Genomic DNA, 13955 nt, shown 5'->3' on the forward strand with positions numbered 1-13955 from the left:
AGGATAAAGACATTATACATATATAAGTATTTAAAATTTGGTTAGTTTGGTTTGGTATAACCCCTGTTTTCACTTTGATGCAGGGGTTATTTTATGATATTAACTTCAGGTGTAATCTTGATTTTAAAGGTATTCAAAACCTCTTCCTGTATCTTTTCAGCCAACTCAAGGATTTCCTGTCCAGTGACATTACCAAGGTTTACCAATACCAACGCCTGTTTTTCATGCACGCCGGCATTGCCAAATCGTTTTCCTTTAAAACCACATTGTTCAATAAGCCAACCAGCCGGAATCTTGAATCCCTCATCCGTTTTATAGCTTGGAACTTTTGGATGCGATTTTTTTAGTTTTTCGAACGTTTTTTTTGAGATTACCGGGTTTTTAAAAAAGCTTCCACTGTTCCCAATCTCTTTAGGGTCAGGTAATTTGCTTTGTCGTATGGCTATAACAGCGTCGGAAACATCCCTAATGGTGGGATATATTACATTATTTTTTTTGAGTTCTTCCTCAATGGCACCATAACCTGTATGCAACTGATGATTTCCCTTGGTAAGTTTAAAAGTTACCGAGGTAATGATGTATTTGCCTTTTCCTTCATTTTTGAAGAAAGAATCCCGATATCCAAACTTACAGGACTCTTTATCGAATGCAACCAATTCCCCACTTTCAATTTCCATAGCGGCGCAGCTCACAAAGACATCCTTTAACTCAACACCATAGGCCCCAATGTTCTGTATGGGCGCTGTTCCGGTGTTCCCAGGAATGAGCGACAGATTTTCCAACCCTCCATAACCTCGCTCCAAGGTCCACAGTACCAGTTCGTGCCAGTTTTCGCCGGCCATGACCTTTAAAATGACTTCGTCATTGGTCTCCTCAACAATTGAAATGCCCTTTAAGTTGATGTGCATTACCAAGGCATCCAAATCTTTGGTCAGCAACACATTGCTTCCACCACTCAAAATAAACTTTTCAGGATACGCCTTTAGCTCCAATACTCTTTGCAATTGTACCAAACCGTTGATTTGCACAAAGGATTTTGCCTTTACATCGATTCCGAAGGTATTATGGTGTTTTAAGGATATGTTTTCCTGAATGTTCACTGGACGTTGTACTCTTTTAAGGCTGCTGCAAGGATGTGCACTGCTTTTATTAATTGATCTTTGTGCAACACATAGGCAATTCTGATCTGATTTTTTCCCAATCCCGGGGTCGCATAGAAGCCAGCTGCTGGTGCTACCATAACGGTTTCACCATCCATTTCAAATTTTTCCAGAAGCCATTGGGCAAAATCATCCGAATTGGATACAGGTAGTTCCACTACACAGTAGAACGCTCCTTGGGGTACGGCAACCTTGACCCCTTCAATTTTCTGAAGTTCAGCTACCAATAAATCCCTTCGTTCCACATACTCCTTGCTCACGGCATCAAAATAGCTTTGGGGCGTGTCTAAAGCGGCTTCACTTGCTATTTGCGCAAAAGTGGGTGGGGATAATCTGGCTTGGGCAAATTTTAATGCGGTTTGGATGACTTCTTGATTTTTGGAAACCAAGCAGCCTATCCGTGCGCCGCACATGCTATATCTTTTCGAGACCGAATCAACCATAATCGCCCTGTCTTCCAATCCAGGTTCACGTAAAATGGAGTAATGTTCCCTACCGTCATAAGCAAATTCCCGGTATACCTCATCCGCCACCAAGAACAGATTGTGTTTTTTGACCAATTCTGCCAATTGTTGAATCTCCTCCTTACTATACAAATAACCAGTGGGGTTTCCAGGATTACAAATTAGGATGGCCTTCGTTTTTGGGGTAATAAGCTCCTCGAATTCCGCAATGGGCGGCAAGGCAAAATTACTTTCGATACTTGAAGCAATTGGTACTACCTTAACTCCAAGTGCTGTGGCAAATCCATTATAATTGGCATAAAACGGCTCCGGAATAATAATTTCATCCTCAGCATCCATTATGGTGCCCATTACAAATGATAGCGCCTCCGAACCTCCCGTGGTAACTATAATATCATCGGCACTCACGGCAATCGAATTTTTGGCATAATAGGCTGCAATCTTTTTTCGATAGGTTTCAGAGCCTTCCGTCATGCTATAAGCAAGCACTTCAATCGTATGATTGCGAACAGCGTCAAGAGCAATCTCAGGGGTTTTAATGTCAGGTTGACCAATGTTCAAATGAATGACCTTAGTACCCCTTTTTTTGGCCGCTTCGGCGTAGGGAACCAACTTTCTTATGGGCGAAGCCGGCATTTGCCTTCCTTTTTTTGATATACTGGGCATGCACAAAATTTTACGCAAAAATGGGAAAACCAATTCTTGCAAACAACTCCTTACCGTATTATTTAAACCGTTGTCGGAATGTTAAATTAGAATCATCTTTTTTCAATATTTTGTATATTTAAGAAGGATAACCCACTAGAAGCAAGTAATTTGAAGAAAATCCTCGGTTTTATTGCACTTCTTTTAATGTTGTTGCCATTTATGGTTTCGGCACAGAGCTTCAAATTGCCAAATGATCAGGAATTTCAGAAAATCAACTTTGAGCTTATCAACAACCTCATTATCATTCCTGTTGAAATCAATGGATCCAAGCTTACTTTTGTGTTGGATTCCGGTGTTAGTAAACCCATCCTCTTTAACCTTTCAGACCAGGATTCGGTGCAGATTAATAATGTGTCCGAGGTCACAATTAGGGGATTGGGAGATGGTGAGCCTATGAAAGCCCTTAGTTCTCAAGGAAACGCTTTTAAGCTGGGCAAGGCCAAAAATTATAATCAAGACCTGTATGTGGTCTTGGACAAGGATATAAATTTTTCAACTTCTTTAGGTATACCGGTACACGGAATTTTGGGATATGATTTGTTCCGGGATTTTATTGTGGAAGTCAATTACAGTGGAAGAAGCATCAAACTGCATAATCCAAGCTTGTATAAACACGTAAAGAATAGAAAATCACAAACGCTACCATTGACCATTGAACGCAAAAAGGCCTATGTGGATGGGGCGGTATTGCTCAAGGATGAGGAGGATGTCCCTGTAAAGTTATTGGTGGATACAGGCAGTAGCGATGCCCTATGGCTGTTCCATGCTCCTGAAAAGGGGTTGGAAATACCCGAAAAAAATTATGAAGATTATCTGGGTAGGGGACTTAGTGGCGACATTTTTGGAAAACGTACCAAGGTAAATGGAATCAAGATAGGGGATTTCGAGTTGAAGGATGCCAAGGCCGCCTTTCCGTATCGTGAATCGTTTGGTTCCATTCAGAACTGGGGAGATAGAAACGGAAGTGTTGGTGGTGAGATCCTGAAGCGTTTCAACATGATTTTTGACTATAGAAGGGGAACGGTTACCTTAAAAAAGAATGGAAATTTCAAAGCCCCGTTCCAATACAACCTGGCGGGAATAGAACTTCAGCATAATGGACTGCGTTATATCGCGGAAAGCATTGCGGATTTTACGGGAGTCGTACGAGATGATGATTCTACCTTTGGAAATGTTCAGATTTTACTTGAAAACAAAACCAGATTGAGTTTGGTTCCTGAAATTATCGTATCGGGGATTAGGGCGGGAAGTCCCGCGGCTGAAGCTGGTCTGCAGGAAGGTGATGTAATTCTGGCCGTTAACGGAAAACGAATCCATCGCTACAAGCTACAGGAGGTCCTTAAACTGCTCAATGAGAAAGAAGGAAAACGCATTCGAGTGCTAATAGAGCGGTACAACACGGATTTGATGTTCTCCTTTGTGCTCAAAAAGGTATTTGATTAAAAACAAAAAACCCCGGATTTCCGGGGCTTTTTTAGTATAATCTTCTTTTTTTATTTGGCACCTTCCGCCTTAACATTACCTTTAATTTTCAACACCTTGGTAGGCGTATCAGCGTTGGATGTAACCGTAATGGCCTTTCGTATAGGTCCAACTCTCTTGGTGTCGTACTTTACTTGAATCTCACCAGTTTTTCCAGGCAAAATTGGGCCATCTGGCTTTTTTGGGATGGTACACCCGCAGCTGGACTTAACATTACTGATAACCAAAGGGGCAGAACCCGTATTGGTAAATTCGAATACTCTAACACCATCACTGCCTTTTGCAATTTCACCATAGTCAATGGTCTCACTCTTAAATTCAATCTTTGCTGCAGCATCTTGGGCATAAACTCCTAAAGAAAGAAGCCCTACAAACAACATGAGTACAGTTTTTTTCATCATTTCTAGTTTTGGGTGAATTTCAAAAATAAATGTTTTCACACCTGCTTCCAAAATTCTTTTGTTATGTAATAACGTTACTTATTTTTGTTTCGTATTTCGGAATTGGCTCTCAGCCGAAGAATAGCGTTAAATTAACATTGCGACTCTCCTTCAAAAATCCAATCCGGTTCTAAAAAGACAAAAACTATACCGAAAAATGGAAATTCCATCAAAATATGAGCCCAAAAGGGTTGAAAAACAGTGGTACGATTACTGGAAAAAGCATGATTTTTTTAGTTCAAAACCCGATGATAGGGAGCCCTATACCATAGTAATACCACCGCCAAACGTAACCGGAGTCTTGCATATGGGCCATATGCTCAACAATACTATTCAGGATGTACTTATTAGAAGGGCGCGCCTTTTGGGTAAAAATGCATGTTGGGTACCAGGGTCAGATCACGCAGCCATTGCTACAGAGGCCAAAGTTGTGGCCAAACTGAAAGCAGAGGGTATTGAAAAATCAGACCTTACCCGGGAAGAATTCCTGAAACATGTTTGGGACTGGACCCATGAATATGGGGGCGTTATTTTCAAACAACTAGAGCGTTTGGGCTGTTCTTTGGACTGGAAACGCAAAAAGTTCACCATGGATGACGATATGTCAGCCTCGGTAATCAAAGTTTTTGTGGATTTATATGAAAAAGGACTGATTTACAGAGGTTACCGAATGGTCAATTGGGACCCACAAGCTAAAACGACTCTTTCGGACGAAGAGGTAATCTATGAGGAAAGACAGGGTAACCTTTACTATTTGGCCTATGCGATTGAAGGTTCAAATGAGAAAGTTACCATAGCCACCACAAGACCGGAGACGATTTTGGGAGATACTGCCATTTGTATCAATCCAAATGATGAAAGATACCGACATCTAAAAGGAAAAAAAGCCATTGTTCCTATATGCAACAGAATCATACCCATTATTGAGGATGATTATGTTGACGTAGAATTTGGAACGGGATGTTTGAAGGTCACACCGGCCCACGATGAAAATGATAAAAACCTGGGGGACAAACATAAATTGGAAGTGGTTGATATTTTCAATGAGGATGCGACCTTGAATTCATATGGATTGCATTATGAAGGAAAAGATCGGTTTGTTGTTCGTAAAGAAATCTCCAAAGAATTAGAGGAAAAGGGATATTTGGTAAAAACCGAACAGCATACCAACAAAGTTGGAACTTCGGAGCGTACCAAGGCCGTCATTGAGCCTAGGTTATCCGATCAGTGGTTCCTGAAAATGGAGGGCCTGGCAAAACCGGCCCTTGAAGGGGTTTTAAAGACAAACGATATCAAGCTTTATCCAAAAAAGTTTGAAAACACCTATCGCCATTGGATGGAAAATATACGGGATTGGAATATTTCCCGACAGCTATGGTGGGGACAGCAGATACCTGCGTATTATTATGGCGATGGCAAGGAAGATTTTGTAGTAGCTGAAACCAAGGAAGAGGCGCTTGATAAAGCCAGATCCAAAAAACCGAATACCCAGGCATCAGATTTACGCCAAGACCCCGATGTATTGGACACTTGGTTCTCTTCTTGGCTATGGCCCATCAGTGTTTTTGGGGGTATTTTGGACCCTGACAATGAAGAAATCAACTACTATTATCCAACCAGCGACTTGATTACCGGACCGGATATTCTATTTTTCTGGGTAGCTCGGATGATAATATCTGGTTACGAATACCAAGGAAAGCGACCTTTTGAGAACGTATATCTAACTGGTTTGGTAAGGGATAAACAACGTCGGAAAATGTCCAAGTCCCTTGGAAATTCCCCAGATGCCCTTCGGTTGATCGAGGATTTTGGTGCTGATGGGGTTCGCGTGGGACTTCTATTGAGTTCGCCAGCGGGTAATGACTTGTTGTTTGATGAAGCACTATGCCAGCAAGGAAAAAACTTTGCCAATAAAATATGGAATGCTTTCCGATTGGTGAAGGGCTGGGAAATAGCGGATATTCCACAACCCGAAGCGGCGAAAATTGGTGTTGAATGGTACACGGCGAGGTTCAACCAGGTTTTGGCCGAGATTGAGGATCATTTCTCAAAATACCGTATTTCAGACGCCTTAATGGCCATTTATAAGTTGGTGTGGGATGATTTCTGCTCGTGGTTACTGGAAATTGTAAAGCCTGCCTATCAAAAACCTATTGATAAAACAACGTTCGAGGCTGTAATCCACTTGTTTGAACAGAACCTTAAGATTTTGCATCCATTTATGCCGTTTCTGTCCGAAGAAGTTTGGCAGCATATTGCTAAAAGAACCCCGGAACAGGCCCTGATTGTAGCTTCCTGGCCTAAAATTGAAAGGGTGGACAGCAACTTGATCACGATTTTCGATTTTGCCACAGAGGTAATTTCAGGGGTGCGTACCATTCGAAAGGAAAAGAACATTCCCCAGAAGGAGGTCCTGGAACTTTCGGTGCTAAATAGTGAAGGAGTGAGTAGTCAAATGGATGCCATTATTACCAAGTTGGCCAATGTTTCCCAATTACAATCCGTAAAATCCAGTTTGGAGGGAGCACTTAGTTTTAGGGTAAAGAGCAATGAATATTTTATTCCGATATCTGGGGCCATTGACATAGAGGCTGAGATCAAGAAGATTACAGAAGAGTTGAACTACACCAAAGGCTTTTTGCAATCGGTTCAAAAGAAACTGAGCAACGAACGTTTTGTTAACAATGCACCGGAAAAGGTAGTGGCCATTGAAAAGAAAAAGGCTGCGGACGCCGAAGCTAAGATAGAGACCTTGGAGAAAAGCCTGGCAAGTCTGGGCTAATCGTTTGTACGGTTTAATTTGACTCTTGACTCTTGGCTCTTGGCTCTTGGCTCTTGACTCTTGACTCTTGGCTCTTGGAATTATCTCCTACGCCCCCCAGAATACTGCATGGCTTCACCTTTGCCAAAGCCGTAGCTGAATCCAAAGGCCACAAAACGACCTCTTTGGCGTCGATTGTAAATTTCAAAATCGGCTTGCGCAATCTGGTTCTCATTGATACGGGAGGCAAAAACATCACGTATGCTGAGGTTCAGAATGGCCTTGCCCTTCATCAATTTTTTACGAAGTCCCAAATCCATGAAGATGTTCTCGCTGATTTCACCTTGCACGGTTTGATACCTTGATCGGTAATTTCCAGTGGCCTCGAGATCAATTTCTGCGGGAAGTTTCAATTTGGTCATCAGTTTTGAAGACCAACGGTTCGCATTAAAATCGAAGTCAATATCCTGTAAAACACCTTCTCTTGAGAACTGACTATAGTTGAAGTCGGCGTTAAAAGTGAGCCATTTTGCCGGACTGTATTTGGTGTTGAATTCAACACCAGTAGTTGCATTGGTACCAATATTTTCTGGTCTGGTAGTATTCACATTATTTTCAAAGGAGGAAACCCTTTCAATCACATCAGTGGTATACCGATGATAAACCCCTAAGTTTAGAGCTGTTTTTCCAATAAAAAATATACCAGTTACTTCGTAGGAGTCGGTGAATTCCGGTAAAAGATCGGGATTCCCTTGACGGATATTAAAGTTATTTCGAATATTGAAAAAAGGATTTAAATCCCATAACCTAGGACGGTAAATCCGTTTAGAATATCCAGCCTGGAGCGAAACCCGCTCCGAAAACTTGTAAGATGAATGAAAGCTGGGAAATAGATTGGTGTAATCCTGTTCGTTATCCTCCCCAGTGTTGGCCAGCAGTGTATTAAGATTGGTCTGCTCCATCCGGACCCCAGCTTTTAATCCCCATTTTTCACCTTCATAGGCCCCGGTGCTATATAGACCAAGCACCTTTTGATCGTACTCAAAAATATTGGTCAGTCCAGGATCTACAACAAATGTCCCATTGATCCAATCTTGGACCTCAAAGTCGTTGCTGACATCATTGAACACATACTGCGCACCGGTTTCAAGGGTAAGGGTTTCGGAAAAGGGCTTTGTGTAATCAAGTTTGAAGGTAAATACAGATTCCTTGAAATCGGTTCGGGTGAGTTGAGCGTCATCATTATCAAGCCCGGAAATGGTGGTATCCGTAAACTCAGAGGACTGATCTTTACCAAAGAAATTGCCCAAGGCACTGAAAAGCAGCACATGATCTTCATCGCCTTTGAAATCTTTCTTATACTGAAGCTCATATTGAAATTTGGGATTTGTGGCATCCGTAATTTCAGTGCGCTCCCATTGCGAAGTCATATTGTTTCCCTCAAAGGATGAAAAATTGGTGGTGGATGGTTGATCTTCAATTTCAAGAGCGAAATTTCCAGAAAGTGTCAGAACACTCGTGGAGCTTAAATAATAATCGGTGCCAAGCACAAAATTGTAATAAGCTTCGTTGCGAAATTCCTCGCCACTTGTAAAAACAGCAGTGTCATTGATCAAATCTGAATTTCTACTTTCTATATCATTTGGAAGCTCCCGATATCCTGCACCAATTTGGGTGAAAAGATTGAGTTTTTCGGTTCTTTTATTGAGGCTTATCCCAATGCTATGGTTATTAGGAGCGCCTGTGTTTACCGATATAGAGCCATTGAGCCCTCTGCGTTCCTCCTTTTTGATAACAATATTGATAATTCCTGAAGTACCCTCCGCATCATACTTGGCTGAGGGATTGGTGATGACTTCCACCCGATCGATCATATCTGCAGTGATGGTTCCCAATGCATTACTTTCATCACTCGCAATAATGGAAGGTTTTCCATTGATAAGCACCTGCACCCCTTGACTTCCGCGTAGACTGATTTGTCCCTCAATGTTTACATTGACCGAGGGCACATTGTTGAGTACGTCCAAGGCGCTGGCGCCAGCACTACTTAGATCTTTGCCTACATTAAAAACTCTTTTGTCCAGTTTAAACTCAGTTTTGGAAACTTCCCCTTCTACCACAACTTCTTCCAATTGTTGGGCATCTTCTTGAATTTCAAGCCGGCCTAAATCGATTCTAGGACCTATGAGCGACTTGGGCCTTATAATCCGTTTCTCAAAGCCTATGAAACTAACCTCAATGAAAAAATTGGATGCTGTGGTCTCCAACGTAAACGACCCGTCTTCCAAAGTGGTGGTTCCGGAAATTGCCTTTTTTGTTTGATTATCGGCAATCATAACTGTGGCATAGGCAACCGCTTGTTGTGTGGATTTATCGACCACCTTTCCGGTAAAAGTAATTTGGGTGTTCTGCGCATGGCCTACAGAAGTAGAAAAAAAAGCCACTAAAACCAACAGGTAGTTATAATATATGGACCAATTCAATTTCATAATTTGTTTTGCTTACCCAAATATGGCATGGAATCGGAAAAAACGGGAAGCAAATTCTGTGAACAACAAGCCTTATGCCCTAATCAACAAGGTTTGGGAAAATTTAATGCAAAATGTCGTTGGAGGAAACAATATGGTTGTTCACGGCATAACTTTTTATTTCTTAACAAATATCGAATAGTTTTATACCTACTTTAAATCAATGGGGACTTGATAGCTAGAAAAGAACTCTTATTTCAGATTGCACTCCATCTACTGGTCTTTTTGTTTTATTCATACGACAGATATCATCCAGGGGTGGATTTTCACGAGGTGGTTTTTTTTCTGACCTATGTATTGGCAGCTGCCGTGATCAACTACTATCTAATGCCTAAGTTCCTCTATCAAAAAAAATATTGGGCATTCTTTGGGAGTGTTCTTCTAGTTATAGCCACCCTAATCCTGTTGGAAGAATTGGTTTTGGAACAAATCTTGTTCCCAGGAACCCGAAGGGCAAGCAGATTCCCAGGGGTTTTCTATTCCTTGGCCGAAGTAGTTCCGGTAATGGCCATCTTAAGTGGATTCAAATTTGGATGGGATGCTTTACAAAAGCAACGCCAGATAGATGAGCTGGAAACAACCGTAAAAGAAAGTGAACTTCAATTCCTTAGGTCGCAGATAAATCCCCATTTTTTATTCAACAATCTGAACAACTTATACTCCTATGCGCTGGAGAACTCACCAAAAACACCTGAAATTATTTTGGAAATGAGCGGAGTGCTCCGCTATATGCTATACGAATGCAAGGAGGATTATGTTCCGTTAAAAAAAGAAGTGGAGCAACTGGGTAACTTTATAAAATTGTCCAAATTGCAGATTGAAGAGAGGGGAAATGTTCGGTTTACCTCGGATAAGATTAAGTCAGATTATAAAATTGCCCCTCTTATCTTAATCGTTTTTATTGAGAATGCGTTCAAACATAGCCAATCTGGTCAGTCTTCCGATATAGAAATCGAGGTTGGGCTACGTCAGGATAAAAATAAGTTGGAACTTAGCTGTAGGAACAATTATAAGCCTGCAGATGGAATGGATTCCGTTGCCAAGGGCATAGGTTTGCAAAACGTAAAAAAGAGATTGCAACTTTTGTATCCCGGCAAACACAAACTGGTAATTACGGAAAAGGACAATCAATTTGTGGTGATTTTGACCATGGAACTTGAAAAAGCATAATGGAATGAACTGCGTCATTATCGAAGATCAGCCACCGGCCCAACGAATCCTGAAAAAATTTATATCGGATGTGGGCTCTCTTAACTTGGTTGGGGTATTTCCAGATGCTTTGGAAGCAATGGAATTCTTGAAATCGGAACAGGTTGAACTACTTTTCCTGGATATCCATTTGCCAAAGATTTCAGGAATTGAGTTTTTAAAGACAGTACCCAATCCTCCCAATGTAATCCTCACGACCGCTTTTTCCGAATATGCACTGGAGGGTTATGACCTTAATGTTGTAGATTACCTGTTAAAACCCTTTTCGTTTCAAAGGTTTTTAAAAGCGGTTGCCAAGGTCCCTACACAAAACAACCTTATTGAAGGAGAAGTAAAAGAAAAAACAAAAGACTATCTATACATCAAGTCCGGCCACGAGCATGTTAAGATTTGGTTGGATGCTATTCTGCACATCGATTCGGATTCCGACTATACCGAAGTGGTGACCAAGGAAAAAAAGTATTTATCACATGAGCCATTACGCCATTGGCTAGAGAATCTTCCTGAAAAACAATTTATCCGGGTGCATAAATCCCATATTGTAAATACGGAAAAGATTGAAAAGCTAGTGGGTAACCAAATCCATCTTTTAGGAGGTATTAGAATTCCCATCGGTAGGGCGTTTAAGGAGCACTTTATAAAAAACGTACTGGAATAGTATAAAAATTAACACCCCTATACTTTTTTGTGGACCTTCTTGTGTAAATTCGCGGTTCACAACCTTATCCATTACATTATATGAAAAGTATTAACAGGCGGAATTTTCTAAGGAAAACATCCTTGTCCGCTGCCGCAATTTCGTTGTTACCCCGAACGTTAAAGGCAGCCACCCTAAGACCTTCACAATCCTTATATATGGGGAACTTTGCAGCTCCCAAACTGGAAAACATTAAGGCAGCATTTATTGGTGTTGGAGCCAGAGGGGGTACCCATCTCAAATTCTTTGCAGCTTTGGAGGGAACAGAGGTGGTGGCCATATGTGATCTTTACGAGGACCTTGTGAAGGAGAAAGTTGGCTGGGTTAGGGAAGTGGCTAGTGAAGAGAGGCATAAAGATATAGCTCAATATTGGGGGGAAGAGGATAAATGGCGAACCATGTTGAAAGAGGTAAAACCTGATGTGGTTTTTATTGCAACCAATTGGTTCAATCATGCGCCAATGGCCATCGAATCAATGAAGCAAGGGGCGCACGCTTTTGTTGAGGTGCCCATTGCTGTCACCTTGGATGAAATGTGGGATATTGTGGATACTTCTGAGCGTACCCAGAAGCATTGTATGATGATGGAAAATGTGAATTATGGTCGGGATGAACTTATGTTTCTGAACATGTGCAGACAAGGAGCAATTGGTGAGATTATGCACGGGGAAGCCGCCTACATCCATGAACTTAGATTTCAGATGGAAGAGCAGGAGCGGGGGACAGGCTCTTGGCGTACCTACCACTATGCCAAAAGAAATGGAAACCTATATCCAACCCACGGTTTGGGACCTGTGGCCCAATATATGAATCTGGGTCGAACGGAGGATAACTTTGCTAGCTTGGTCTCTTTTTCAACACCAGCTCTTGGTAGGGAGGCCTACGCGAAGAAAAACTATCCACAAGACCATAAATGGAACAAACTGGACTATCAAGGCGGGGATCTAAATACTTCAATAATTAAAACGAAATTGGGGAAAACCGTTATGGTACAATGGGATGAGACCAGTCCTAGGCCCTATAGCAGACTTAATTTGATTCAAGGGACCAAAGGCACATTAACTGGTTTTCCAACCAGGGTGGCCCTAGAGGGAGGAGTGGAAGGCGTAACCAAAGATCACCATTCATGGGCACAAGATGAACAGCTGGCTGCGGTATATGAAAAATATGACCATCCCTTGTATAAAAGACTAAACCAAAAAGCCAAAGGAAGTGGTCATGGAGGCATGGATGGTATCATGGTCTATCGCATTGTTGAATGTCTTCAAAAGGGACTGCCGCTAGATCAAAATGTTTACGAAGGTTGTTATTGGAGTGCCGTTGCACCACTAAGTGAACGTTCCGTTGCTAGCGGAGGCTCCCCCCAGCCCTTTCCAGATTTTACAAGGGGCAACTGGAAAACCACAGAACCTTTACATATAATTGCCTAATTCTTTCAAATAGATTCATGATTAAGATTTCGGTGCCCGCACGCATTTGTTTTTACGGCGACCATCAGGATTACTTGGGCTTGCCAGTTATTGCTGGAGCCATTGACAGATATATTCATATTTCCGGTTCCCCTAATGAGGATGCCTGTTTTTCGATTGCACTCAACGATATTGGAAAACACATTCGCATTGATTTGGATGACCCCTTGCAAGAAATTCCAAACGGGGATTACTTTCGGTCTGCAATGTCGGTGTTGAAACAATACGGACTTAAGCTGAATAAAGGTTACAATTTGGAAGTCCAAGGCGATATCCCGGTCAACGCCGGATTATCAAGTTCTTCAGCCGTTACCGTAGCATGGATTCGGTTTTTGCTGGCTTCCCAAAAAGCGGATTTTTCCTGGGATAACAAACAAATTGGTAGATGGGCCTATGAAGCGGAAGTGATCTATTTTAAGCAGCCTGGAGGGCTAATGGATCAATATTCCATTGCCCAGGGGGGATTGCTTTATATTGAGACCAAGGAGGGAGGAACGGAGCCCTTAAATGCCAATTTGGGAAAGATGGTTGTAGCCGAGTCAGGATTGCCAAAGCAAACTTTGGATGTGCTTAAGAATGGAAGGGTTTATGGCCAAAATGCAATCTTGGCAGTGAAAGAGAAACATCCAGAATTCAATATGGATAATGCTACTGTAAAGGACTATGAGACTTATAAGCACCTGGTGCCAGAACAATATCAGGATCACTGGTATGCCGCAGTGCATAACTATAACATTACCCTCACCGCCAAAGCAGAGCTCTTAAAGTCGGAACCGGACAGCAAGATTTTGGGGTCATTGATGGACAAGCATCAAAATATACTTCAAAACCAAATCCAAAATACACCTAAGCCTATGGCTGAAATGATGGAAGCTGCTAGGGAAGCTGGTGCATTGGGGACTAAAATCATTGGTTCGGGCGGGGGTGGATGTATGGTGGCACTTGTATCAGAAGAAACTAGCCAAAGTGTAATTGAAGCTTTTTTGGAAGCTGGGGCAAAGTCAGCATATGAAGTTAATATAACCTATAACGAGTAA

At 41.8% G+C, this 13955-nt stretch carries 10 protein-coding genes; 6 read left to right on the forward strand and 4 right to left on the reverse strand.

What is annotated here, in order from left to right:
- Window positions 1-86: 86 nt before the first annotated feature.
- Both murB and BUC10_RS15580 read right to left on the reverse strand, forming a co-directional pair.
- A complete protein-coding gene (gene murB / locus BUC10_RS15575) occupies window positions 87-1100 on the reverse strand; it encodes a UDP-N-acetylmuramate dehydrogenase (RefSeq protein WP_073181351.1) in 1014 nt (337 codons plus the stop codon).
- Window positions 1097-2290 (reverse strand): pyridoxal phosphate-dependent aminotransferase, encoded by a 1194-nt coding sequence (locus tag BUC10_RS15580; protein WP_073181352.1) that lies wholly within the window; start codon window positions 2288-2290, stop codon window positions 1097-1099. The genes murB and BUC10_RS15580 overlap by 4 nt, the downstream gene beginning before the upstream one ends.
- A gap of 150 nt (window positions 2291-2440) precedes the next feature.
- On the opposite strand from BUC10_RS15580, the gene BUC10_RS15585 reads away from it, so the two are divergent.
- Entirely contained in the window at window positions 2441-3775 is a 1335-nt protein-coding gene (locus tag BUC10_RS15585) for an aspartyl protease family protein (RefSeq protein ID WP_313786120.1), read from the forward strand.
- 50 nt (window positions 3776-3825) lie between these two features.
- On the opposite strand, the gene BUC10_RS15590 is transcribed toward BUC10_RS15585, so the two are convergent.
- Window positions 3826-4215: a DUF1573 domain-containing protein gene (locus tag BUC10_RS15590; RefSeq protein WP_084732686.1), complete on the reverse strand. Its 390-nt coding sequence runs from the start codon at window positions 4213-4215 to the stop codon at window positions 3826-3828.
- Between the two features lie 196 nt (window positions 4216-4411).
- Here BUC10_RS15590 and BUC10_RS15595 point away from each other — a divergent pair, with 196 nt between their 5' ends.
- Window positions 4412-7036 (forward strand): valine--tRNA ligase, encoded by a 2625-nt coding sequence (locus BUC10_RS15595; protein ID WP_073181354.1) that lies wholly within the window; start codon window positions 4412-4414, stop codon window positions 7034-7036.
- An 80-nt stretch (window positions 7037-7116) separates the two neighbouring features.
- Here BUC10_RS15595 and BUC10_RS15600 read toward each other — a convergent pair whose 3' ends face one another.
- The gene (locus BUC10_RS15600) at window positions 7117-9504 is read right to left on the reverse strand and encodes a TonB-dependent receptor (RefSeq protein WP_073181355.1); all 2388 of its coding nucleotides are present in this window, start codon (window positions 9502-9504) and stop codon (window positions 7117-7119) included.
- Window positions 9505-9714: 210 nt separating this feature from the next.
- Here BUC10_RS15600 and BUC10_RS15605 point away from each other — a divergent pair, with 210 nt between their 5' ends.
- From BUC10_RS15605 to BUC10_RS15620, 4 genes are all read left to right on the forward strand, one after another.
- Window positions 9715-10713 carry a sensor histidine kinase gene (locus BUC10_RS15605; RefSeq protein WP_084732687.1) on the forward strand — a complete coding sequence of 333 codons (999 nt, stop codon included), beginning with the start codon at window positions 9715-9717 and terminating at the stop codon, window positions 10711-10713.
- 4 nt (window positions 10714-10717) lie between these two features.
- Window positions 10718-11410, forward strand: a complete 693-nt coding sequence (locus BUC10_RS15610; RefSeq protein WP_073181507.1) for a LytR/AlgR family response regulator transcription factor — start codon at window positions 10718-10720, stop codon at window positions 11408-11410.
- Window positions 11411-11490: 80 nt separating this feature from the next.
- Complete coding sequence (locus tag BUC10_RS15615) at window positions 11491-12879, forward strand: Gfo/Idh/MocA family protein (protein WP_073181358.1); 1389 nt, start codon at window positions 11491-11493, stop codon at window positions 12877-12879.
- Between the two features lie 17 nt (window positions 12880-12896).
- Window positions 12897-13955: a mevalonate kinase family protein gene (locus BUC10_RS15620; RefSeq protein ID WP_073181359.1), complete on the forward strand. Its 1059-nt coding sequence runs from the start codon at window positions 12897-12899 to the stop codon at window positions 13953-13955.

The organism is Flagellimonas flava, from assembly GCF_900129665.1.
In the GTDB taxonomy this organism is placed as follows: Bacteria; Bacteroidota; Bacteroidia; order Flavobacteriales; family Flavobacteriaceae; genus Flagellimonas; species Flagellimonas flava.

Bases quoted from the DNA above. Each gene is read 5' to 3' on its own strand.
- BUC10_RS15580 (WP_073181352.1), bottom strand. From the start codon at position 2,290: ATGCCCAGTATATCAAAAAAAGGAAGGCAAATGCCGGCTTCGCCCATA.
- BUC10_RS15590 (WP_084732686.1), bottom strand. From the start codon at position 4,215: ATGATGAAAAAAACTGTACTCATGTTGTTTGTAGGGCTTCTTTCTTTA.
- BUC10_RS15595 (WP_073181354.1), top strand. From the start codon at position 4,412: ATGGAAATTCCATCAAAATATGAGCCCAAAAGGGTTGAAAAACAGTGG.
- BUC10_RS15600 (WP_073181355.1), bottom strand. From the start codon at position 9,504: ATGAAATTGAATTGGTCCATATATTATAACTACCTGTTGGTTTTAGTG.
- BUC10_RS15610 (WP_073181507.1), top strand. From the start codon at position 10,718: ATGAACTGCGTCATTATCGAAGATCAGCCACCGGCCCAACGAATCCTG.
- BUC10_RS15615 (WP_073181358.1), top strand. From the start codon at position 11,491: ATGAAAAGTATTAACAGGCGGAATTTTCTAAGGAAAACATCCTTGTCC.
- BUC10_RS15620 (WP_073181359.1), top strand. From the start codon at position 12,897: ATGATTAAGATTTCGGTGCCCGCACGCATTTGTTTTTACGGCGACCAT.